The organism is Tissierella sp. (assembly GCF_032104385.1).
Lineage (GTDB): Bacteria > Bacillota > Clostridia > Tissierellales > Tissierellaceae > Tissierella.
Genome location: NZ_DAMCHJ010000003.1, coordinates 147546 through 171912, shown reverse-complemented (window position 1 = coordinate 171912; position 24367 = coordinate 147546). Strand labels below are relative to the sequence as shown.

The following is a 24367-nucleotide window of genomic DNA, read 5'->3' as shown; positions in this document are numbered from 1 at the left end:
TTTATTCACCTTTCCCCTTTTTATACATTTTTATATTTATCCTCTTTTTATCTACTGAATATCTGGTAGAAATTAGCTCTTTTAACTCCTCATACTCTCTATCTAATAATTCTTGATCTATTATATTCTTCTCAATCTCAATAGATTTTACTTTTTCGATAGAGATTTTGTTTTTATCTATACTTTTATCGCTTTCACATATACTAATATCTAAATAATCTATCTTCCCATAATCTTTCTTCCCATCTATTATTTCAACTATAATATTTACTACTTTATAATCAGTTTTTCCTTCAATTAATCCTGATATTTCATTGGATATCTTTTCTTTATATACTTCTTCTATTTGCTTTGCCTGCTGAATATAAAACTCATTATGCTGTATATCTTCAAATGTATTTGCCTTAGAATAATTAAAAACTGACTGCTCAAAATTAAAATTTAACTTTAACAACTTTGCAAAAGGACTAATAATTGTAAATATAATCAATAACCCTATTACCATATTAATGTACTTTTTCATATTTCCCTTGGGCATGATAAGTTCTGCAATTGAAATAAGTATAAATAAAACAACTATATCCTTTAGCCAGGTACTTATAAAAGATATGATATACATAGATTCACCTACCTTAGCATTAGTAAATTATTTCCTGTTTCTACAATAATAGTTATAGTAATAAAAAACATTGTTCCAGTTGATATAAGACTAATTAGAATAAGCAACATTGATTTTCCTACTTGATTAAAAAATTCCACTAAATTACTAGAACCTATTGGCTGTATAACAACTGAAATTATTTTATAAGTAAATAATAATACTAAAATTTTGATAATAGGTAAAATACATATAAACAATAGAATTAAAAGTCCAATAACCCCTAAACCATTTTTTAGAATTGCAGAGCAACCTACTACAGCCTCAACTGCATCAGATAAAAATCCTCCAACAATAGGAATAAATTTATCTATAGCAAACTTTGCCGTTCTTATGGTCAATCCATCCATCTTAGTTCCCAAACCATATATTGTAATTATTCCTATAAATAAAGTTAATGCTCCAGATATTATAAATGTTATTACTTGTCTACCTAATTCAGATAATTTGCTAAATTCCATTCTATTTGAAATATTGCTTATTATACTTATAATAAATGAGAAATAAATTAAAGGTAAAATTATAGTCTTTATTAAAATTCCAATAAGATTTACTGTCATAAGTATCATTGGATGAAATAACATTTTGGTATTAGGGCCAGATGCCGCAGTAAGTAATGTAAGTAAAATTGGAAGTATTACCTGCATAAATCCTACCATATTATCAACAGTATCCCTTGCAAGATCCATAACTTGATCAAAGCTACTTATCACCAAAATTGCTATTAGAACATAAGAAATATAATTTGCTAATTCTGCAACAGAAGCGTTTTCAAAAGTAGATTGAAGATTAGTAAGTATTGAAGAAATTAATGTAATAATAAGTATTTTTGCCAGCAAAATTAGTGAAAGCCTTAGTTCTTTAAAAAAAACCAACCATATATTTCTAACAATGTCCCGAGGGCTAAAGGAAATATTTCCTTTTACTAGATTCCTAAGAAACTCTTTAGTATTTAATTCTGGTAAAAGCTCATTTTCTTTTATGGTATTTTCTATAACATTCTCTAAATCACTGATGTTCAAGATATCCATTTGCTCATCTATTATAAATGAGCTGCTATCATCAGCATAAACCCTAGTTCCAAATACTATTAAATACACAATAAAAATAACAAAGTAGTTTTTTTTCATATGTTTCACCCTTAAGGAAGTATTTTTATAATTAGTTCCATAAGAGCTAAAAGAATGGGAATTGCAAGAACCATAATTAGCACTTTCCCCCCTAGCTCAATTTTCATTGCAATACCTTCTTCTCCAGCATCTCGTGATATCTGCGCTCCAAATTCTACAATATAGGCCATTCCAATTATCTTAAGAATTGTAGAAAAATATGCAAATTCTATATTTACTCTCTTAGCTAAAGTATTTAGAGTTCCTATTACATAAGATAATTCACCTAAAATCATGGAGAAAATAATAACGCCAGTTAATAAACTTATAAATAAAGAAAACTCTGGTCTTATATCTTTTAAAATAATAATAAGTACTGTAGCCACAACCCCTACGCCTACTATCTTAATAATTTCCATCTTACATTCCCCTTAATAAAGTATTACAATCTAAATAATACCTTCACATTATCAAAAAGCTTGCTAATTAAGTTAATTACAATTCCTAGCACAATAACTACACCCAATAATGTAGTAAAAAAAGCATATTCTTCTTTTCCAGACTTATCCAGTACTATATTTAAAGCAGCTATAACTACACCTAGTCCAGCAATCTTAAAAATTAAATCTACTTCCATATCCTTCCTCCCCTACACTAGTAAAATTATTATCCCGACTCCAGTTATAATTCCTAAGCTTCTATATAATTTTTCATTTTTATTTCTTTCTATCTTTGCCTCCAAAATTTGAGTACCGATTTGATTTAAAATTAGTGTAAAATTCTTTTGTTGATCCATCCTATCTGATGTTCCTAAAACTCTACCTAAAGATAAAAAAACTTCCACATCCTCTTTTTGTAAATGGAGTTCCTCATATAGTTTGTCTTCAACTGATAAGAAACTATTGTATACTCCTCCTTCTTTATTTAAAAATAATTTTTTTTTAATTTCATCAAATATATAAGATACTTTTCCTTTGCCTTTATTGAATACATTAGATAAAGCCTCTGGTAATGGAGTTGCAGCGTATACTATTTCAGTTTCCAAAATTTTGATGCACTGTTCTAAATATATTAAATTCTCCAATCTGGAAGAGAAGGTTTTTCCATAAAGATATCCTATTGTACTAGAAGTTAAAAAAATCAATAATGTAGATATTAATTTTAATAAAACCATATAAATCACCCTTTTAATTCATAAATAGGTTTAAAACTATAGCCATCTATTATTTCCTTTATACTACCAACACCCTTTGACCTATCAAGTATAATAAATCTCTCAAATACCTTTTCTTCAAATAGCTCCTTCATGCTAGATTTACTCATTACCTCTTCTAGATTACTTCCATGAATCGTCGCCATAAGTTTTATCCCTGCCCTCAAAGCTTCATTAATTGCCTCTACATCTTTCTTACTACCTATTTCATCTACAGCTATTATATCTGGTGATAAAGCTCTAATTGCCATCATAATACCATCAGATTTTAAGCATCCATCCAAAACATCTGTTCTAAAGCCAATGTCATTCTGTGCTATTCCTTTATACATACCTGCTATCTCTGACCTTTCATCTACTACACTTACTTTAAAACCATTAGAGTTTAATAGACCAAATCCATTGCTTAAGTTCCTAACTATATCTCGTAACAACGTTGTTTTTCCGCATTGAGGAGGCGATATAATTAATGTATTATAAAACATTCTAGGCATTTTAACTAAATAAGGAATAATACTGTCAGAAACTCCTAGAATCTCTTTTCCTATTCTTATATTTAGTGAGGAAATGTTCCTTATAGTTTCAAGCCCCTTAGAACCATATACTACCTTGCCGCCAATCCCCACCCTATGCCCTCCTTTTATAGTTATATATCCATTTCTGATTTCCTCCTCATATGCATATACAGAATAATTACTAATTATTTGAAATGTATTTCTAATATGTTCTTCTCTAATAACCATTGCCTTTGATGGAATACAACTAACACTACCATTTGTAGAGATGAAATAATCCTTAGATTCGTATGAAATAGTCAGTGGTCCTCCATTTCGAAGTCTTATTTCTTCTACCTTTTCCTTATAGTTAGAAGGAATTTGAGCTAGTACAGTATTTAGTTCTCCACATAAATTTTGAATCACAGAATCATATATCCTAGAATTTTTTAACACAACCTGTCCCTCCTTTATATCAATTCTATGATTGTACAATCTATATATTCCAAAAAAATAAAAAAAGATTCTAAAGCTTTTAGCTTTAGAATCTTTTTAATAAATTATTCTTCGTCTTCTTCTCCACAATGACAACAACAATCTTCATCATCGCAAAAATCATCATAATCATCAAAATCAAAATCATCATAATCTTCGTCAGTTCCATATATCTCGTCTTCTACATCTGCTAAGTCCTCATCAATAAATGTTACGTATTCTTCTAATTCTTCTTGATTTTCAATAGTTTCATTTAATACGTCAGTAAATTCTTCTAGTACATCTACTATTTGAAGTAATAATTTACCTTCTTTGGAACTTTCATCAACTCCTAAACCATCTGCTAATCCTCTTAAATAAGACACTTTTTGTATTAAATATTCCATTTTTTAACCCTCCTAATTTTATATTTTAAAAACATTATTACCTATTTTCTTGATAAATACTCACCAGTTCTTGTATCTATCTTTATTATATCTCCTATATTCACAAATAAAGGAACAGTTATAACTGCACCTGTTTCTACAGTAGCCGGTTTATTAGCACCTGAAGCAGTATCACCTTTTACACCTGGCTCAGTTTCAGTAACTTCTAATTCAACAAAATTTGGTGCATTTACTTCAAAGGCCTTACCATGATAAAATCTAATAGTAGCATTATCATTTTCTTTTAAATAAACCATAGCATCTTCTACAGCTTCCTTCTCTAATGGCAACTGCTCATAGTTTTCAGTATCCATAAAATAATACAATTCACCATCATTATATAAATATTGCATTTCCTTAGTTTCAATCTGAGCCTTTGGAAATCTTTCTGTTGGGTTAAATGTTACCTCTTTAGTTCCTCCAGACATTACAGACCTTATTTTTGTCCTAACAAAAGCTGCTCCTTTTCCAGGTTTAACATGTTGAAAATCAACTATTTGATATACATCTCCATCCATTTCAAATGTTATACCCTTCCTAAAATCACTTGCTGATATCATATTTTTACCCTCCTATGTTCTACTTATTCAATAATCTTAAGGCATCCATGGCTATTAAATAACTACTAGACCCTAAACCTGATATTTGTCCAGTGCAAACAGGAGCTATAACAGATTCTCTTCTGAAATTTTCTCTTCCATAAATATTAGATAGATGAACCTCTATTACGGGAACTTCCAGCATTTCTATAGCATCCCTAATTACTATACTATAGTGGGTAAATCCCCCTGGATTAATAATTAAACCTGAATATCCAGATATTATAATCTCCTGAATTTTGTCCACAATCTCTCCCTCATGATTTGATTGAAAAATTTCAACATCCATGTCCAACTCCATGGCTCTATTCATAATAAGTTTATTAATTTGCCCTAAGGATTTCCCACCATATATGAAATTATCTCGCTTTTCTAAGAGATTTAGATTTGGACCATGGATAATAAGTACTTTCATAATCAAATTTCCTCCACTTTCCACTTTATTATATCAGTCTCTATTATTTACCTCAAGAGTTAATTTTAACACATCTTCTTAAAATTTCATAGACAATTTCATCAATTGATTTTCCATCAACAAAAATTATAAAGTCAGCAGAAGATAAGTACAATCTTTTTCTATGATTATACATAATTTTCATATTATTATATATCTCTTCTCCATTATTTAATAAGGGTCTTCTAGCCGTAGAGTTTTTAATATTATTCACAAGATTATCTATTGAGGATTCCAACAATATCATTATGCCATTTTCTTTAAGCATGGTTATATTATTACTATTTAATACTATACCCCCACCTGTAGATATTATTAAGTTTTCTTCCTTATATAATTCATTAATAATTTGGCATTCTAATTTTCTAAAATAATCTTCCCCATATATTTTAAAAATTTCTTCAATCTTTATTCCTTTTTTGTTTTCAATGAGGTTATCCGTATCAACAAATCTTCTGTTTAATACAATAGATAAAGCTTTACCAATAGTTGTTTTTCCTACTCCGCTCATACCAATTAATACAATGTTTTTCAATCTTACCACCTAGTTATGTTTAGGATTTTTACCTACAATTTTCATTGCCTCTGTTACAGCAGCTATTACATCCGTGTTAAATTGATAATTCATACTATTTGCCTTAGCATATACATAACCTTCTTCAGTTACTATATATTTAGGGTTTAAATTGTTTAATGCTATAGCTGCTATATCTAATTTACATTTTTCACATAAACACTTAACTGGCACTTCATTTTTTATACTATCAATTGCATTAAATACTTCATCTTCTATTAAATTATGTAAGTTCATCATATTTCCTCCTATATTAATTAATTTTTATTGAATCTATTTTTGTTTCAATAAATCCAGGTAAATATATGCCATATTTATAAACAGAATGCCTGTTATAAAACATATTAGGATTTTCTAAGAAATCATTATTAATTATATTATCGAGAATTGCCACCCCCTTAATATCAATTTTTACATCATGATTTATTTTTATATCTCCATTCTTTACTATTATTATACCATTAAATTGAAAATCCTTAGATATTGTTATATTTCCTTCAACATATATAATACCGGAAAGTTTTATAATCTGATTTGGAGTATCAGTAGAGCCAATAAAGAAATTAGTAGAATATTCATCAGAACTTCTTACAATTATAAATATTTCTTTATCATTAAATATCTCTATATATGGTACTAACATCGTATCTCTAAAAGCAGATATCTTAAAATTATTATTACCTCCATTATCTAGAACTATATTATTAAAGTCCGCTAAGTCTATACCATAAATATTATTTGGTTTGTTACAATTTTTTATATTAATTTTCTTTGATACATTTAATAATAAATCCTTTAATTTTTCTTTATATTCAATTTCTATGGAGTCTGTATCTAAAACTGAAATCTCCATTTCTACAATTTCATTAAATAATTTTATATCAGATTTTAATATGGTTTTTAAACCGTTAAAATTACTTTTAGCCATAAGCTCCAAGTCTTTTTTACTACCCCTATCTATAATGGCTACTCCTACCCTATCCACATTATCCCCTAGTTCTAAATCCTCTTTCTCTATTATAATATCTCTAGGTGATCTTGAATAAGGCATTGTTCTAAAATATTCTACAAGAATTGGATATAACTGGTTGCAGTAATATTTGTCTTCATTAAGTATCATATATATTTTCCCTTCTGCTAAATAATATGATTGAATATTATTTATAGTTGAATTTAATATTAAATGCTCTAACCCAGTAATATATTCTAAGTACAATACCATAACCATCAGTACAGCCATAACAATCAAACAAACAACAGAAATAAATCCACCCCTGGCTTTCATAGAACCTCCAAATATTTATTAATCTATTGGACATCTAATATAAATATCAGATTTTAATTCTAATTTCTCGTGATTATGCTTGAATTTTAAGTTTAAATTAATCATAGAATTTTCTATATCAAATTTTGTCTCCTCTATATTATTTACAAATCCACAAAGTTCATTATATCCATCAAATTTGGTATAAGAAGGATATTTATTATCTTTAAGACTACAAGCTAACCTTATAATTTTATTATCTTTTACATAATAGGTACTATATTTATGTAGATTATAGCCATTATTATCATCTATTATCATAATGACAAACCCTACATTAGTAGGGAATTTCTTCTTTAACCCTTCTATCTTATCTGATGAAATTATCTTGTCAGCGGATTTAATTTCTTCCTTGATATATTCAATAGCATATCTGCCATTTAGCATTAATTCATCTTTTTCATCTCCTGTAGTACATGCATCCATAGAAAATTTCAAAATACTAAAAAGGGGCAATATGATTAGAGAGCATATTGCCAATGATAACATTATTTGTATTAATGTAAAACCCTTATTTTGGAGGCATATACGCCTTATATTCCACATTTTTAATATTACTCCCCTTTTTATTGTGAAATACAGATATAGAAACGATCCACAATGAATCCATTCTTTGATTTTTAGATATTTTTAAGTAATATTTATCATCATTTTCTTTTTTAGGTATATTTATTTCAATATCATCATATTCTTTAAACAACTTTATTACTTCAGATATATTAGTATCATAGATAAATAAGTCAGATTTACTACTTGCATCAAAAGCTTTGATTTTTTCCATTGACATTTCCCCAAGATATACCATTTCCATCTTTATTTTATGACTTTCAATCCTAATAAAAGCTGTATTGATTATTGGTAAAACCGTAACTGCAATTAACCCTAATAGAAATAATCCTAATATAGTTTCAACTAAAGTAAATCCCTTTTTATTCAAGTTAATACCTCTTTTCATCTACCATTTACATAAAGATTAACTTTACCAGTTGCTGGTGTTATAGTTATTTCTATAATTTGCTTTTTTTTATTAATAAGCAAAATAGTTCCTGAATTATTCGGGGCACCGTTTGGATAAAATTTTGTATAGCCATTAAAATTATTCCCTTTAATCTTTATCCCATTTGAAAACTTAATATTTTTTATTATCTTCATACCTACTCCACTATCTTTAGTAATTATATATCCATTTTTATTAACATCTATAGTTAAGGCGTAGATACAATTTTCTACTACAGCACTATTTCTAGCAAAGATAATATCCCTTCGAAATTCCATTAATTCTTTCTTTTCTCTAGTATTAAATATCACTTTTACACTAGGTATACCTATGGATATAACAATAGCAAGTAGTGCTATTGTCACTATTAATTCCACTAAAGTATATCCTTTTTTAGTACTAAATCTTCCATTGTCAATATTGCCATTCATTTAATTGATACAACAGATAAGTAAACTCTGCCCTAGTTATTCTATTATTCATACTATCTTTGCTATTTGAGCGTACTCTTTTTTCATAAAGCATTTTATTAGCAAAATAATCCCATTTAAAGTTTTTATCATTTAATATTCTAGACATTATAATTTCAACTTCCTTATAGGTAATAGGTGCATTTGCCCTAAAAGTATTATCGGCATATCCATTTACAAGTTTATAATAAGTTGCATAGGATATTGCTTTTTCTGCATAACCAAATTTATTATAATCTTTAAACTTAGTTATGTTTGTAGAATCATATGGAGGATACCAATTATATAATCTACTTAGCATAGTTACAAATTCTCCCCTTGAAATCGTATTATCCGGTTTGAAAGATTTATCTGGATAACCGTAGATAATTTCCCTCTTTACATATGTGTTTATCTCATCCTTGGCCCAATGCCCCCTAGATTCGTGAAATATTGGTAATTTATTATCTACCCTAACAGCATAGATATTCCCAAAACGATTAATATTATTTAAGTTTATATCTGCAACCAAATAATCTCCTTCTTGTTTAGATGGGATATATACCCAATTATTATAATGGTATTTATATATGCCATATTTAATATCTTTTCCGTAGGATTTGAATTTAATAGTAATCTTTTTATTCTTATCAAAGGCCCCCGCCACATTCATAATTTTTAATCCATAAACTCCAGAAGCTTGAGTATGTCTAGTAGAATTAGGATTTATATAAGATGTTGGTATACTATCTATTGTTACAATTACATCATTATAATAAGTTCCTGCTTCAACGTCTACTAAAAATTTATCGTCCTCAGGTACTCCAATATTATTCTTACCATCAATTGAAATCTTTTCCGTATATGTCTTAACCTTATTACTATCCTGTTGAAGTTTTTTATAGGTTTCATTATAGGATTTCATAAATTCATCCCAATATCCTATTATAAACCCTAGTCTATAATTATCAGATTGAAAGTCAAGACCATATTCCCTAGAAATAGAACTATCACTTACTTTATGAATCTCCCAAGAATTAGTTTTCCCCAATGTAACATCTATAATTGCCGCATATTCCCCCTTCATCTTACCTATGGTTCTACCACCTTCTTCACCATTTAAGTCAGGTGTTTCTATAGTTTCTTTATTAGCCTTTCTAAATGCATCATTATAATAAACCATATATCCGCCATCAATTTTCCCCCCAGATTTACTTTGTCCAAATTCAAACCCTGCTAAAAAAGCTTCTCTATATTCCCTAGACTCATTATTTAAGTTAAACATATCTACGATTTCTCTATTAGAAGGCATATTTCTTGTATAATCATTTCTACGTCCTAATAAATAATCCCTTCTTCCATTAATTGTAGCTAAATCCTTAGCATATGCATCTCCATCTTCTAACCCTTTTTCATATGAGTAATCATCTTCACCTAATTTTGCTACTTGAAAAGCAGCTTCAAATGATAGCTTATACGCCTTTTTAAATAAATCTATAAATCCATCTCTATATTCTCTAGACTCTTTATCTAGCTCAAACATATCTTTTATTTTTCTATCACTAGGAATATATCTCTCCCAGTCATTTTTCTTTCCATCCTTATATGCAATATAACCATCTATTCGGCCCATAATAGTTCCAAAATCTTCAACACCATAAATAATTATAGTATCTTGTCCATTTTCCAATCTATATGCAATATAATAGGCTTCCTCAAATTCATCTTCATAAGCCTCTTCAAAACCATCAATATAATCTTGAGATTTACCGTTTATATTAAACTCTCGTCTATAATCCCTAAGATTAGATTCTAGAACCCTTTTCATAGTATTAGTTTTATCCCTTCCATCAGATGTCCCAGTAGAAGTTCCATCTCTTCTCCCTTTTTGTATACCATCATCATAGCCTTTTTTATAATCAAGACTATTTTTATCTGCATATACATTTATACTAATTGAAATTATAATAATAAATAATATAGTTGATATTAATTTATATTTTCTCATTTATTCACCTTCTTATCGCTTTTTTAATACAAGAATTTTTCCAGCAGGTAAGCTATCAGTAGATTTCATTTCATTAAGCTTTAATATCTCGTCTTTATATTTATTGGTATTATAATATTCCATGCTTATTTTCTCCATAGTATCTCCCCTTTTAACTACATGAAAAATATAATCTCCTGCATTTATATCGTTTCCATCTTCATCAATATTTCTAGTATATACTGCTTCAAGTTTATCCATCAAGAGTACACCACAGTTATCTCTGTCCTTAGGAATTTCAACATATAATTTATCTAATTTCATAGGATAAATATTTAAATCCTCTGGAGGATTTGCCTCTATATACTTCCAACCGGTCCATCCTATTCCCTTAGTTAAAGGAAGATAGATGTCCTCCCCCATTTGCCCACGAAATAAAATGCCAACTGTAGCAGGTGAATAATCATATGAATAAACCCAGAGTCCAATAGAGTTTGGAGGATATTTAATTATTATATTATTCTTGGAAACATCTATAAAACCACGATTTTCTTCCTCAATAGCTACAATATCATATTCAAATCTTAGGGAAAACTTCTTTGATTTAGCCTTAACTGATTGAGTAACTGAGCCCTTTACCAGCTCCTGAGAAGGTAAAAAATATGTGTTTTTATTTTCGAAGTCTAATAAAACTTCTTCCACATAAGGCTTTACTTCTATACTATCCTTTATATTTCCATTATCTTCAACTTGCTCATCTTTAAAATCCTCATAAGGGATAAAAGGAGTGTTCTTAACTTCATCATTTGCTATATCTATATATATTACATCATTATCTGTATCTACAATACCATCCAAGCTATATACCTTTAAGGTCATATTGCCATTTAACCTTCCTGCACTATCTCTATCCATAGATACGCTTTCTAATAATATATTTCTAGGACTAGTTTTCAGCGCTTTTATAATATCTACAACTCCATCATAAGAACCATTATATGGTACCGATATAGTCATGTTCTTTACCTGAAAATCACCTATATCTTCATAACTAGGTCTGCTAAAGTTCATATCTACAATAGAAACTGCTTCTTGATCCAATAATTCATTTAATAAATATATTACCTGTGCTTGGTCTAGTTTTGGAAAATACTTAGCTACTATGTCTGCTTTCTCTTTATGTAAGGCATCCCATTCTTTATTAATATTATTTTCCTTTCTAAGGACATGGTTAATCTCGTCTATTTTAGATTGATATTCTAGCTTCTGTGCTTTTAAATTTTCTATCTTACTAGATAGTGGTGTGATAATAAATTTATAGCTTCCTAAAATCAATATAACAATTGACAAAATAGTTAAAAGTCTTTTTTCATTTTTAGTTAATTCTCTCATTTTGATTTTCTTCTTCAACAACTTCTCCATTATCATTCACACCCACTAATGTAATATTTAAACTAAAATTATAATATTCTTCTTGCTTTGATATATTAGATACAAAAATTTCTCCCCAATTTTCTAAAGATCCCAATCCTTTTTGAAACTCAGCAATTGCCCATTTATCTTTAGATATACCTACTATGTAAATATCTTCTCCTTGAATACTAAGAGATGTAAGAAATATCTCTTCTGGAATATTATCATTGATTTTATCTAGTAAAACTTTATCCACTATATCCCTTTCTTCAATAGCCATATTTAATAATTTAAGTTTTTCCACAGATTCCCTAAATTGATTTACTTCGAGTTCCTTTTCCCTTATCTCACCAACCTTTTTTAATATCTTGGAATCTTCTGCTATAATCTTAAGACTTTTTATTGTTTTAGTTTCTCGCCTTATAACTATTTCACTATATATGGTATATATCAATAATAATATAATTGAAGATATTAATACTGTAAAATATAAAATCTTTTTATCTCCCTTAATCTCTTTCTTTTCTATATAAATTTCAAAAAAGTTTAAATCTCTCATATTTACACCCTATCAAAGCGAATTAATCCACCTATTGCATTGGAAAATTTACTTAGTTCTTCATTCCATTTTATTTTGTCTAATGATAATAGTTTAATAGAAGGTATATTGAAATAATTTGAAAATAGATTGTCCAATCCATTAATATTAGAAAGACCACCTTCTAATAAAATATAATTAATTATATTTCCAGAATCTCTCGTCATATAATATCTAAAGATCATTTCGATTTTTTCCATTAGATTAATTAAAGTATTTCTTACAACATTTAACAATCTATAGTATTCCGTATATTCTTCTTTATATATGGATATATCTTCAATTTCTTTTATCTTTTCTTCAATATCCTCTGGAGAATAATCAAAAAGTTCTTCTAAATTCTCATATAGTGTTTCTGCTCCAATATCTAAAATCCTAGATACTTCCATATTACCATTTTTTATTATTGTAAGTTTAGAACTATTATAGCCTATATCTATAGATGCTATCACCAAATCTTTAGTATTATAGAAATCATTTACTTTATCATTAAAACCTAATAATTTTGCAATTGCATTACTCTGATAATCTAAAACTTGAGGCTTAAGTCCTGACTCCTTCATTAACTCTAGATGATTTATAACCATGTCTTTTGGTAAGCCTATTAAAAGAATATTTAACTTTTCTACTTCATCTTCCATTTTACTTCCTATAGTTAAATGATTAACTATATAGTCTTCTGTATCTACTGGAAAAAATTCATCTAATTGATATCCAATAATAGAAGCTATTTCCTCACTGGGAACCTTTGGTATAGTGATTTCTCTAGTTATGATATTAGAGCTATTTACAATTCCATAAGCTAAGTCAGTAGAAATCTTATTCTCTTTTAATTTATCCTTTAATAAAGTAACTAATATATCTTTATTTAAAATTTCTCCATCTTTATAGAAATGAGGTTCTACTGATATTGTAAACCCTTTAAATATACGAATATTATTTTTTGAATACTTGCCTTCTATTACTTTGATTTCTTTTGAACCGAAATCAATGGATAAAACTTTTCTTGAGATTGATGGTAATTTCAACGTCATTACCTCCTTCTATGGTTTCTCTATTACATAATCTTTGCTCTCTTTCCACTCATGAATCTCCCAACCTACATTAGTCGGTTCTAATATATGAGGAGGATAATCATAAAACATACGAGGATCATGAGCATATTCCTTTTTATACCCAGTTACTGAATTACCAGTGTTTATATTAAATGTTCCTACAGGCAACCTTTTTCTTTGAGTAATATTTCCCCATAATGTTATTTTTCCTCTAGGCTTTCCATTATTGTAATCTTCAAAACCAAATCCATTATTAACAGAAAAAATAGCAGCATGTATTGTTACATCTTTTGGTGCTAAGTCATAGATTGCACTAACTTGTCCCCATTTTTCATCTGACACCCAAACATTATAATATCCGCTATATAAATATATTTCATTGTAATATCTCCCATCTATTCGAATATTATAATACCATCCTCGTGATAAATATTTTCTTTCATATTTTCCATAGTCTCCCCAATTCCATTCAAAATTCCAATAATTATCACTTAAATCTAATTCCAATGCTCTTTTTGGCCAACCATAATGTAATATCAATATTTCATTATTAGCAATTAGTCCCAGCATATCATCTCCATTTGCCATTCTAGTCATTTTATCATTTGAAAGAGAGAAATTAGTGCTAATATATTTAATACCGCCTTTTTCAGGATAACTATACTTATTACCATTGCTCCATTTATGTTCATTGGGAGGTCTTGGTGGTTTATAGGCTTTATCTCCTAATCTAGATTCATCGTAATCGTACCAATTTGTGGGATCATCATAAGTAATATAAATGTTATTTTCTGCTGCTATTGTTAATTTCCCTTGTAATTCCCCAGATATAAAAATATTTCCTGCTTTAACATCAAATTTCCCAGTACCCCCACCTTCAACTTTTTCAACATAAATTACTTTATTTTTTATTGATGATACTGAAATTGTTTTAATTTTGTCTATAGGATCATTTCCATTTCTAATTTTAATATTATTCCCCTCTAAATATATACAAGTTCTTCCTTTAAAAACCATATTATCTTTTTCAGCCCATAGTCTCAAATCTTTATTATGGTCTGGAAAGTCTAAAGTATTTGTTTTTTCCGGCTGAGAAGGACTCTTTACTTTAAAATCAGGATTATATGTTGAATTTTGCCCTGAATCAGTTCCTTTTATCAACTTTCCAGCATAGCTTACCGTATCATAAAATATTGGTTTTTTTTGTATTCTAATATCTTTATTAGTATGAAGTGGACCAATACTTTCATCTCCAGATGTCCACCATGCCGTACCATCATCATCGCTTACATAAACATGATGTACAAATTGCTTTTTTCTAACCCTAGCAACTATTGTTCTTTTAATATGAGGATTGTCTTTTGTCCATCCTGTTGATTTAATCGTTACAAATCTATCTTTATCTTCTGGTTTCTTAACCTCTAATCTATAAAATCCATCCTGAAATGAGATATCTTTATTCATCATATTTTTACTCTCTTGAGTTGAGTAAAATTCAACATTATCATTTAAATGCCAAAGATATTTATTATATCCAGCTTCAGCATATTCAAAGGATGATTTCATTTGTTTATCTACAGAATTTATTTTAATTTGAGTATTTATCATAAATATTAATGCAAAACTTAGGATTGTAGTGATTACAAAGGCTATTAATACTATAGGTAGAGTAACACCTTTATTATTTAATATCTTTTTCACTTTAGTACCTCCTCTAGTATGCTTCAGCCCTACTCTTTGTTACCAACACTATGGTTAAATCAATTTTCCCTGTTTTAGAATCATCATTTATACTAAATTTTAAAGTAGCTTTTTTCCTATAATCCTTAATGTCTTTAGTAATTATATTGTTATCTTGTTTTCTTATGTTTTCTATATCTTCTATAAAGTCTATATCTTTTACATTTTTTAGAACTATTTTTTCATCAGACCAACTACTGTTATAAACATAGGGAAATTCATTAGAATTTGCCTTCAATATTGGGTATTTCACATCTCTTATTAATTCTTTGTTTACAATCCTATATCTGACAATTTCTGGTATATTATCTCCATTAACATCAGTATATATATGAAGCTCTTTTCCACTTATTTTTTCCATTACATCTTGATTTTTAGTAGCTTTTCTAGCTTGATTAGCCTCTTTTTGAATATTAATTTCAAATTTCCTTATATCTTCATATGTGGAAAATTTATCTTTAGTAGAGAAAAAACTCTTATTACTTACAAAAATTATATTATATGTAATAAGAAAAATAATAGATATAAGTGGCACAACTATAATAAGTTCTATTAAAGTAAAACCTTTATTATATTTTTTATTATTATAAATTTCTGTAAGCATAATAAAACTCCTTACTGATTGTTATTTTTAGAATATTTTAAGGTCATAAAATTCATGTCACCTATTATTCCTATGCCATTATCATCTAAAATTGATTCATCCAACATAAATATAATATCTTTTTCATTCATAGCAATATAATTAGCATTTAAATAAATTTTATATTTATTTGTATTGCTGTTCTTATCTCTTTGTATCATCTGAAGATTAAAAGGTATTTTAACATCTTCATCATATAAAGAAAATTTAAATTTTGCAGGTTCTCCTATTTTACTTTCGATTTTTTCTGAACTAATTGACTCAGGAAATACAATATCAAGAATTATCATATTATTACCTTCAAATTTATAAATATTTTGAGAATTATACTTGCTTTCTAAAACATATCCTAAGGTTAAATCCTTAATAGTAAAATTATTATTATAATATGAAAAAACCCCATCCCATACTTTTCTAGTGTTTTTATCTATTAATTTATACTCTACATCATTATATGTTAAAGAATGTCTATATTGCCATGCTCTCCAAATCTTTAGATTGTCTAAATTGTTTAAATTAGTTTTAAGATCTAGATTCAATACCTTACCCTCAGGTGCATTATATATTGGCTCTAACCTCAATTCACTACCTAGTAACATGGATTCTGAAACCCCATGTAATTTTATATAAGCAGGATAATCTACAAATATACTGTGTTCTATATATGGTTCCTCTGATTTATTTATCTGTATTAAATCGTAGGATATCCATTCTTCATTGGGATAGCTTCCTTTGATATTACTAGGTCTGCCCATCATTTCTCCCTTTTCCCACTCTTTTGCACTAACTTGATATTTTCCATCAAGTAACTTCACAAATATAGCTTCTCCTTTTTCATCTGTCCTTCCCCAATCCTTTAGAGTTGTTTTACTTTCGTTATAAATCTCTATCTTCACATTTTTTGTCAGCTGCGTAAAATCATGTCCAGTAAACGCCTTCACCTTAAGAGGAGTAGTATTATCAGGACTTCTTTCCCCCTCAAAAGCTATAAGAGTCCCTATGATAGAATATTCCTTTTCTTTACCTGAAAAAGGCTCCTTTGCCTTAACAGTAACATCGATTTTTCTTAATGCATTAGCCACAGTTTCTCCTGTAGATGAAATCCCTGATTCCCAATAAATATTAGTCAAAAATCTATATTCTACTCCATCTATAATCTTAGGGTTACTACTTTCATCATTCATAAATAATTCTTCTTTTACAACACCTTCTAAACTTATACCATCTTTTCCAACTGGAAAATATTTTCCTTTTAATTCTAACTCAGTACTATAATCAAGTGTCTTTAACCATTCCACTTGTGCATAAGCCATGCTCATTGCATTTTGTCTAATAATATTCCACTTAGAAAACTTAATAGCATGAATAAATATAGGTAAAATGGAAATGGCAATTATACCTAAAAGCATAATTGAAAGTATAACTTCTATAAGAGTAAGTCCTTTTCTTTGTCTCATCTCAAACTCTCCTAAAACAACAAACTCACATACCAACTAATCAACTTTTCTCCCCAAAATACTACTATAAAAAATCCTAATATAATGAACGGTCCAAAAGGTATAGGATCCTTTCTTCCCTTAATTTTCATAATTAATAAAAAGACGGAAATAATTGCACCTAGTAGGAAAGATAGAAATATAGTAAGAAATATTTTTTTGATACCTAAAATAAATCCTAATGCTCCAATTAAAGCTACATCTCCTCCACCCATCCCACCTTTAGATACTATAATAATAAGAATAAATAATGTTCCGCTTAAAACTAGTCCTCCAATACTATATAGTAATTCTGGTGATTTACTATATAATATGTATGAAAGTATTTTATAGATAATTGTAATACCTAAAATTAAAACAACTAATATATCTGGAATAATCATATGTTGTAAATCTATTACAGTAATAACTATAAGTAATGAAAATATAATTGCATAAAAGAAAAATTCTAATGCAAATCCAAATTTTATATAAATAATTAAATAAATAATAGAGTTCAATAGTTCAATAATTGGATACTGAGGGGAGATTTTCTCCCCACAATATCTACATTTCCCCCTTTGGACTACAAAACTAAATACTGGTACTAAATCATGCCATTTAAGATTTGTACTACAGTTGGGACAATGAGAGGAAGGAAATATTATACTTTCCTCTCTTGGCATCCTATATATACATACATTTAAAAATGAACCTATTAGTAGCCCATATAGAGAAATTAGTATAATCATATTGTTGCTCCTTTGTTGATTTGTAATTGTATTTTGATAAGATTTTGGTGGTAGTTGCTACCTTAAGACATTTTTGACTACTTTTCTATTGCTTCTGGACTGACAACGACTCCTCCAACTCCATCAAATGTAACTTCATAGTCATTATCTAAATCTTCTCCTGTTCCTGTAGGTACTTTTGGCCATTCTTGAAGGTATGGCTTCCAGTCCGTTTCGGTTCCATCGTTTCCTGCTGTTTTTGTCCACTTTGTGTTAGCTGTCGGTACCCCTTTATCAGCTATATACATATTTGCAGCACTCATAAGTGTTCTTACATTAGCATTATGTGCTGTAATGGCAGCATTCTTTCTTGATGCTCCTAACTTAGGCACTGCAATTGCCGCCAAAATCCCCAATATAGCAATAACCACAACTAATTCTACTAAAGTAAAGCCTTTTTTGTTTTTTTTCTTGTTAATCCACTTTAACATTAAAAATTCCCCCTTATTTTAACTTTTTATTAATATAATTAAATGTTTTTAATTACCTATTTCCTAAAATCACCACCTTTATATGGACGGAGTCCATGAATTACAAATTTTGAATTGTAAGTTTTAAATTAAAGAATTTAAAATTTTCAATTCAAAATTACTTTATTTATACCTTTAAATCTAATGCATAAATCTTTTATTGTACAAAAAAACTGCATAAATAATAAAACTATTTATGCAGCTGAACGATCATAATTACCTTTTAGATAACTTTAGACTCAAGCTTTGCGTCACTAGGTTTCCCTAGCTTTGCCGAGGAAATATTCATATTTCGATAATTTAATTTATTTTATACTATAATAATCCTTTCACAATGTCAATATTTTTTACATTATACATTAATTTTAAATACTACGCAAATGTTTAAAACTATAAGTTGATATCAAAATTACCTCCTATAATTCTCAATCATTGTATTGTATTTACCATATCAAACATTGGCATTGCCATAGCTATAACTATAAAACCTATTATTAATGCCATTATAACCAGCATGACAGGCTCCATTAGGCTAGTCATCCTTTGTAATGCCACTTCTACTTCTTCGTCATAAAAATCTGCTGTTTTATATAAGATATCATCAAGAGAACCCGATTCTTCACCTATTTTTATCATGGAATCCACCATTGGGGGAAATATTCCTACTTCATTTATTGCCCTAGATAAAGAAATTCCTTTTCTTACATCCTCTGATGCTATTTCTAACCTATCATGAACTATTTTATTTCCTACTACTCTAGATACTATCTCTATAGATTGAAGTAATGGTATACCACTTGACATCAGAGTTGATAATGTTCTTGCAAATCTTGCAGTGATTATCTTTACATTTGTATCCTTTATTACTGGAGTTTTAATCTTCAATATATCTACGAAGTTTGTGCCTGTTTCCGTTTGTTTGAAAACCATAAATCCAATAATTAAAGCTAATACCATTGGTATAAATATATACCAAAACTCTGTCAGCCAATTACTTATATTAAGTAAAACTTGTGTAGGTTTTGGCAATGCTTGCCCACTAGACTCAAACATTCCTATAAATGTTGGCATGACAGCTACTAATAGAAATATTACAACTGCAATTGAAACTACTGCTAATACTACTGGGTATATTAGAGCGGACTTAATTTTATTCTCCAACTTGTTTTCCTTCTCAAAATGTACTGCCATTCTCTCCATTATTATATCTAAGTTCCCACTAACTTCTCCTGCTTCAACCATATTTATAAGAAGAGATGGAAATACGGTTGAATGCTTTTTCATACCTTCTGATAAAGTAAAACCTTTTTGAACATTTTCATGTAACGTTCCTAATGCCTTCTTTAAATTTTTATTTTCAGACTGTTTTTCTAATATATCTATACATTTTACTATTCCTATTCCAGCATCTAACATTGTATAGAATTGTCTACAAAACACAGCTAAATCCTTTTTCTTTATTTTCTTGGAAAAGATATCAATCTTTTTTTCAGAACTTATATCCTTTTCTACTGACACAGGAAGATAATTATTTCCTTTTAACATTGCTAGTACATCAGATTCTTCATTTCCTTCAAAAAATCCCTCTATTACCTCTCCATTTTGAGATACCGCTTTATATTTATATATCATAAAATTTCACCTATATAATATATTTTTTTATATTGTCTTGATTAATTGATTGCATTAAAGTAATTTCTTTAGTTATCAATCCCTTTTTATAAAGATCCAATAATGAATTATCCATAGTCTGCATATTAAATTTAGCCCCTGTTTGTATAGCAGTATCTATTTGATGAATTTTTTCCTCTCTAATTAAGTTTCTTATTGCCGTTGTTGCTACCATGATTTCAAATGCTGCAATCCTTCCAGAGTCATCTGCCTTTGGTAATAATTGTTGTGAAATAATAGCTTGAATTACAGATGAAAACTGTATTCTTACTTGTTGTTGCTGATGTGGAGGAAATACATCTATAACTCTATCTATAGTTTTTGCAGCACCTATTGTATGAAGTGTAGAAAGGACTAAATGTCCTGTTTCTGCTGCAGTAAGAGCTATTGATATTGTCTCTAAATCTCTCATCTCTCCAACTAATATAACATCTGGATCTTGTCTTAGGGCTGCTCTTAAACTGTTTGCAAAGGACATAGAGTCTGAACCTATTTCTCTTTGATTTACTATACTCTGATTATGTTTATGCAGATATTCTATAGGGTCTTCAAGAGTAAGTATATGACATCTTCTCTCATTATTTATTTGATTTATCATAGAAGCTAAAGTAGTTGATTTTCCACTTCCAGTGGGCCCTGTAACTAAAATAAGCCCTCGAGGAAGTCTAGACAAATCCTTAACTACTTTAGGAAGTCCTAAATCATCTATTGTTGGTACTTCTAGAGGAATTATTCTTAGAGCCATACCATAAGATCCTCTTTGTTTATATGCATTTACTCTATATCTGCCTATGCCTGGACTAGAGAAAGAAGTATCCACTTCTCCCTTTTCCTCAAGTTCTTTTATCAAATTTTCATTTAATGTTTCATACACTAATACCTTTGTATCCTCAGGTTTTAATCTTTCCTCCTCAAGAATAACTAGATGACCATTGATTCTTAAAACAGGAGGAATTCCAACTGTTATATGAATATCTGATGCCTTTCTTGATGTAGCCAAATTTACTAATTCTATTATGTTCATTTAACTCCCCCTATCCTAATGTAAATCCTACCCTTAATACTTCTTCATAGGAAGTATCTCCAATAATTGCCAGAGCTGCTGCCGATTGCAGTAAAGTAGTCATGCCATCTTTTATAGCTTGCTTCCTTAACTCATCTATATTAGTTCCTTGATCTATGAGTTGTCTAATGTTTTCATTAATTGGCATAAGTTCATGTACTGCTCTTCTTCCTCTATACCCATTATTACAAGAACTACATCCTCCAGCCTTATATAAGGTTAACTTTTCCTTTTCATCTATACCTAAAATTTTCTTCTCTAAATACCCTGCTTCATACTTTATTTTACACTTTGGACAAAGAAGTTTTATCAATCTTTGTGACACTACTCCTATAATAGCCGATGATACTAAATAAGGCTCAATTCCCATATCTATAAGTCTAGCTACAGTAGAGGGACTATCATTAGTATGTAAGGTAGATAATACAAGATGTCCTGTAATAGCTGCTCTAACTGCTATTTCAGCAGTTTCACCATCTCTTATTTCTCCAACCATGACTATATCAGGGTCTTGTCTAAGTACAGATCTAAGTCCAGAGGCAAATGTGAGTCCCGCTTTTGTATTTACTTGAACTTGATTAATTCCGTTTAATTTATATTCCACTGGATCTTCTATTGTAATTATATTTTTTTCTATTTGATTTAACTCTTGAAGTATGGTATATAGAGTAGTTGTCTTTCCACTACCAGTAGGTCCTGTAACTAAAAGCATCCCATAAGGTTGACTTAATATTTTATCAAATGTTTCTAAACCCTTCTTATTAAATCCTAATGCTTCTTTAGTAAATATAAAACTTGATCTATCCAATAATCTTATTACGGTCTTTTCTCCATATACTGTGGGTAAAGTGGATATTCTCATATCTATTTCCTTATCATTGACCTTTATCTCAACCCTACCGTCCTGGGGCACTCTTTTTTCTGCTATATTCATTTTTCCAATAATCTTAATCCTAGTAATTATAGGAGAAAGAGTGTTTTTTGATAATATCATAATTTGCCTTAAATCCCCATCTATACGAAATCTTACCCTTATGTCTTCTGAATAAGGCTCTATATGTATATCTGAAGCCCTTTCTCTAACAGCTTGTTCAATTATAGAGTTTAATAATTTAACTACAGGCGCCGTAGTTACCTCTAATAATTCACCTTCTTCCATTTCATCAGTATTTGTAGGTAAAAAACTATCCTCAAATTCTTCCAATACCTTTTTCGTAGTTTCTTTACTATAAAATTTATCTATATTTCTAAGGATTTTTTCTCTTACAGATATGACGGGTTGAATCTCGGATTTCACAAAAAGCTTTATATCATCCAAAGCAAAAATATTTAGCGGGTCAACCATGGCTACCAGTAATAATTTGTCTCTTTTATCTATGGCTATAAGCTCATATCTTCTTGCTATACTTTCTGGAATAATTGTTGCCACATTTAGATTTATTTCGTATTTATCTAAATCTACATAAGGTATTCCAAGTTGAAATTCTAACACCTCTATTATATCTTCTTCTCTCACAAAGTTTTCAGACACAAAAACTTCCCCTAGCTTTTTACCCGATTTTTTTTGTATATTAAGTGCATCTTTTAATTGTTCTTCATTAATTTTTCCAGCATATAGTAATAGTTCACCCAGTTTCAATCTTTTTTTCTCCATCTGCTCACCTTTAAATTTATTATTCTTTCTCAAATACTTATTCTATATAATTAGGTAAAATTCCTTCTATTTTTTTAAATATTTCTATATTTATTTTTTTATCTAAATTCCCCCAAATATTTTGACTCAAAATAGCTTGATTTAAAAGCATAGACATTCCATTAAAAGTTTTGAACTCTCTAGCTTTAGCGTCTCTTATCAATCTAGTTTCACATGGTTTATATATTATATCATAAACAACAGTATTTGAAGAAAATCCATTTAATTCTAATGGTGCCATATTTTCTAAAGGATACATCCCTAAAGATGTGGTATTAATAATAATATCCATCTTTTTTTTATTTAAATTATTAAGACTTAAATTAACTACTTTTGTCATTATTTCATTATTTATTTTATTTATATTTCTTTCCAGCAGGATACTGTTTTCTAATGTTCTGTTAGCTATATTTATACTATTTACACCTTCCATTGCCAACGAAGAAGCTATTGCATAAGCAGCTCCTCCTGCACCAATAATGAGAATGTTTTTATTCTTTATATCTATATTATTATCATAAAAAGTTTGTAAAAATCCACCAGAATCTGTATTATATCCAATAAGTTTTCCATTGTGATTTTTTACAGTATTTACTGCTCCTATAATACTAGCCTCTTTACTAATATCATCTAAATATTTAATTATAGACTTTTTATATGGAATAGTTACATTAAATCCTCCTACTCCCATAGCCTTAAATCCATCTATAGTAGATTTTATCTCATCTTCTTCTATATTAAATGCCAGATATATACTGTTTTGATTTAAAGTTTTAAAAATATTATTATGTATTATGGGCGATAAAGATTTGTTTATTGGTTGTCCTATTAAACAATAAAGTTTTGTATTCCATCTTATTTCCATTATTATCCTCCTCTAACTAACTTTATTATATCATAAAACTGTAAGAACCTAATATTAAGATTATCCGTAATCACAATATTAAAATAAAAAAATAAATATGGTTAGATTATAC

The 24367-nt window shown here is 28.7% G+C and carries 28 protein-coding genes and 1 riboswitch; all 28 genes read right to left on the bottom strand.

Annotated features, from left to right (window positions below; genetic code table 11):
- Position 1: 1 nt before the first annotated feature.
- The 28 genes from spoIIIAF to aroE all read right to left on the bottom strand — a co-directional run bounded on the left by spoIIIAF (position 2) and on the right by aroE (position 24255).
- Positions 2–619, bottom strand: coding sequence for a stage III sporulation protein AF (spoIIIAF, locus tag RT714_RS04805; protein ID WP_313756447.1), 618 nt, complete (start codon positions 617–619; stop codon positions 2–4).
- An 8-nt stretch (positions 620–627) separates the two neighbouring features.
- Positions 628–1788, bottom strand: coding sequence for a stage III sporulation protein AE (spoIIIAE, locus tag RT714_RS04800; protein WP_313756446.1), 1161 nt, complete (start codon positions 1786–1788; stop codon positions 628–630).
- An 11-nt stretch (positions 1789–1799) separates the two neighbouring features.
- Positions 1800–2186, bottom strand: a complete 387-nt coding sequence (spoIIIAD, locus tag RT714_RS04795; RefSeq protein ID WP_313756445.1) for a stage III sporulation protein AD — start codon at positions 2184–2186, stop codon at positions 1800–1802.
- Positions 2187–2209: 23 nt separating this feature from the next.
- Positions 2210–2404: a stage III sporulation protein AC gene (gene spoIIIAC, locus RT714_RS04790; RefSeq protein WP_072972014.1), complete on the bottom strand. Its 195-nt coding sequence runs from the start codon at positions 2402–2404 to the stop codon at positions 2210–2212.
- Positions 2405–2416: 12 nt separating this feature from the next.
- The gene (locus RT714_RS04785) at positions 2417–2941 is read right to left on the bottom strand and encodes a stage III sporulation protein AB (RefSeq protein WP_313756444.1); all 525 of its coding nucleotides are present in this window, start codon (positions 2939–2941) and stop codon (positions 2417–2419) included.
- Between the two features lie 5 nt (positions 2942–2946).
- Complete coding sequence (spoIIIAA, locus tag RT714_RS04780; protein ID WP_313756443.1) at positions 2947–3930, bottom strand: stage III sporulation protein AA; 984 nt, start codon at positions 3928–3930, stop codon at positions 2947–2949.
- A 104-nt stretch (positions 3931–4034) separates the two neighbouring features.
- Complete coding sequence (locus tag RT714_RS04775) at positions 4035–4355, bottom strand: CD1247 N-terminal domain-containing protein (RefSeq protein ID WP_313756442.1); 321 nt, start codon at positions 4353–4355, stop codon at positions 4035–4037.
- 41 nt (positions 4356–4396) lie between these two features.
- Positions 4397–4954, bottom strand: a complete 558-nt coding sequence (gene efp, locus RT714_RS04770; RefSeq protein WP_313756441.1) for an elongation factor P — start codon at positions 4952–4954, stop codon at positions 4397–4399.
- Positions 4955–4973: 19 nt separating this feature from the next.
- On the bottom strand, positions 4974–5408 hold the full coding sequence (gene aroQ, locus RT714_RS04765; RefSeq protein ID WP_313756440.1) for a type II 3-dehydroquinate dehydratase: 435 nt from the start codon (positions 5406–5408) through the stop codon (positions 4974–4976).
- A gap of 52 nt (positions 5409–5460) precedes the next feature.
- On the bottom strand, positions 5461–5982 hold the full coding sequence (locus RT714_RS04760; protein WP_313756439.1) for a shikimate kinase: 522 nt from the start codon (positions 5980–5982) through the stop codon (positions 5461–5463).
- Between the two features lie 9 nt (positions 5983–5991).
- Entirely contained in the window at positions 5992–6258 is a 267-nt protein-coding gene (locus tag RT714_RS04755; protein ID WP_313756438.1) for a late competence development ComFB family protein, read from the bottom strand.
- Between the two features lie 16 nt (positions 6259–6274).
- Positions 6275–7306: a hypothetical protein gene (locus RT714_RS04750; protein WP_313756437.1), complete on the bottom strand. Its 1032-nt coding sequence runs from the start codon at positions 7304–7306 to the stop codon at positions 6275–6277.
- An 18-nt stretch (positions 7307–7324) separates the two neighbouring features.
- The gene (locus tag RT714_RS04745) at positions 7325–7783 is read right to left on the bottom strand and encodes a hypothetical protein (protein ID WP_313756436.1); all 459 of its coding nucleotides are present in this window, start codon (positions 7781–7783) and stop codon (positions 7325–7327) included.
- A 73-nt stretch (positions 7784–7856) separates the two neighbouring features.
- The gene (locus RT714_RS04740) at positions 7857–8300 is read right to left on the bottom strand and encodes a prepilin-type N-terminal cleavage/methylation domain-containing protein (RefSeq protein ID WP_313756435.1); all 444 of its coding nucleotides are present in this window, start codon (positions 8298–8300) and stop codon (positions 7857–7859) included.
- Positions 8297–8773 carry a GspH/FimT family pseudopilin gene (locus RT714_RS04735; RefSeq protein WP_313756434.1) on the bottom strand — a complete coding sequence of 159 codons (477 nt, stop codon included), beginning with the start codon at positions 8771–8773 and terminating at the stop codon, positions 8297–8299. The genes RT714_RS04740 and RT714_RS04735 overlap by 4 nt, the downstream gene beginning before the upstream one ends.
- Positions 8757–10799 (bottom strand): S-layer homology domain-containing protein, encoded by a 2043-nt coding sequence (locus RT714_RS04730; protein ID WP_313756433.1) that lies wholly within the window; start codon positions 10797–10799, stop codon positions 8757–8759. Before RT714_RS04730 ends, RT714_RS04735 begins: the two co-directional genes overlap by 17 nt.
- Positions 10800–10811: 12 nt before the next feature.
- Positions 10812–12200, bottom strand: coding sequence for a LysM domain-containing protein (locus RT714_RS04725; RefSeq protein ID WP_313756432.1), 1389 nt, complete (start codon positions 12198–12200; stop codon positions 10812–10814).
- Positions 12154–12750, bottom strand: a complete 597-nt coding sequence (locus RT714_RS04720) for a PilN domain-containing protein (RefSeq protein WP_313756431.1) — start codon at positions 12748–12750, stop codon at positions 12154–12156. The genes RT714_RS04725 and RT714_RS04720 overlap by 47 nt, the downstream gene beginning before the upstream one ends.
- 2 nt (positions 12751–12752) lie before the next feature.
- Positions 12753–13817 (bottom strand): pilus assembly protein PilM, encoded by a 1065-nt coding sequence (gene pilM, locus RT714_RS04715; RefSeq protein ID WP_313756430.1) that lies wholly within the window; start codon positions 13815–13817, stop codon positions 12753–12755.
- A gap of 15 nt (positions 13818–13832) precedes the next feature.
- Positions 13833–15545, bottom strand: a complete 1713-nt coding sequence (locus RT714_RS04710) for a hypothetical protein (protein ID WP_313756429.1) — start codon at positions 15543–15545, stop codon at positions 13833–13835.
- Positions 15546–15558: 13 nt separating this feature from the next.
- Positions 15559–16188, bottom strand: coding sequence for a prepilin-type N-terminal cleavage/methylation domain-containing protein (locus tag RT714_RS04705; RefSeq protein WP_313756428.1), 630 nt, complete (start codon positions 16186–16188; stop codon positions 15559–15561).
- A gap of 11 nt (positions 16189–16199) precedes the next feature.
- Positions 16200–17684, bottom strand: a complete 1485-nt coding sequence (locus RT714_RS04700) for a type II secretion system protein (RefSeq protein ID WP_313756427.1) — start codon at positions 17682–17684, stop codon at positions 16200–16202.
- Between the two features lie 11 nt (positions 17685–17695).
- Complete coding sequence (locus RT714_RS04695) at positions 17696–18454, bottom strand: prepilin peptidase (protein WP_313756426.1); 759 nt, start codon at positions 18452–18454, stop codon at positions 17696–17698.
- Between the two features lie 77 nt (positions 18455–18531).
- Positions 18532–18924, bottom strand: a complete 393-nt coding sequence (locus RT714_RS04690) for a type II secretion system protein (RefSeq protein ID WP_072971957.1) — start codon at positions 18922–18924, stop codon at positions 18532–18534.
- A gap of 233 nt (positions 18925–19157) precedes the next feature.
- Positions 19158–19248: riboswitch (cyclic di-GMP riboswitch) on the bottom strand.
- A 144-nt stretch (positions 19249–19392) separates the two neighbouring features.
- On the bottom strand, positions 19393–20595 hold the full coding sequence (locus tag RT714_RS04685) for a type II secretion system F family protein (protein ID WP_313756425.1): 1203 nt from the start codon (positions 20593–20595) through the stop codon (positions 19393–19395).
- 10 nt (positions 20596–20605) lie between these two features.
- The gene (locus tag RT714_RS04680) at positions 20606–21658 is read right to left on the bottom strand and encodes a type IV pilus twitching motility protein PilT (RefSeq protein ID WP_313756424.1); all 1053 of its coding nucleotides are present in this window, start codon (positions 21656–21658) and stop codon (positions 20606–20608) included.
- A gap of 10 nt (positions 21659–21668) precedes the next feature.
- A complete protein-coding gene (locus tag RT714_RS04675; RefSeq protein ID WP_313756423.1) occupies positions 21669–23384 on the bottom strand; it encodes an ATPase, T2SS/T4P/T4SS family in 1716 nt (571 codons plus the stop codon).
- 4 nt (positions 23385–23388) lie between these two features.
- Positions 23389–24255, bottom strand: a complete 867-nt coding sequence (aroE, locus tag RT714_RS04670) for a shikimate dehydrogenase (RefSeq protein ID WP_313756422.1) — start codon at positions 24253–24255, stop codon at positions 23389–23391.
- Between the last annotated feature and the right edge of the window lie 112 nt (positions 24256–24367).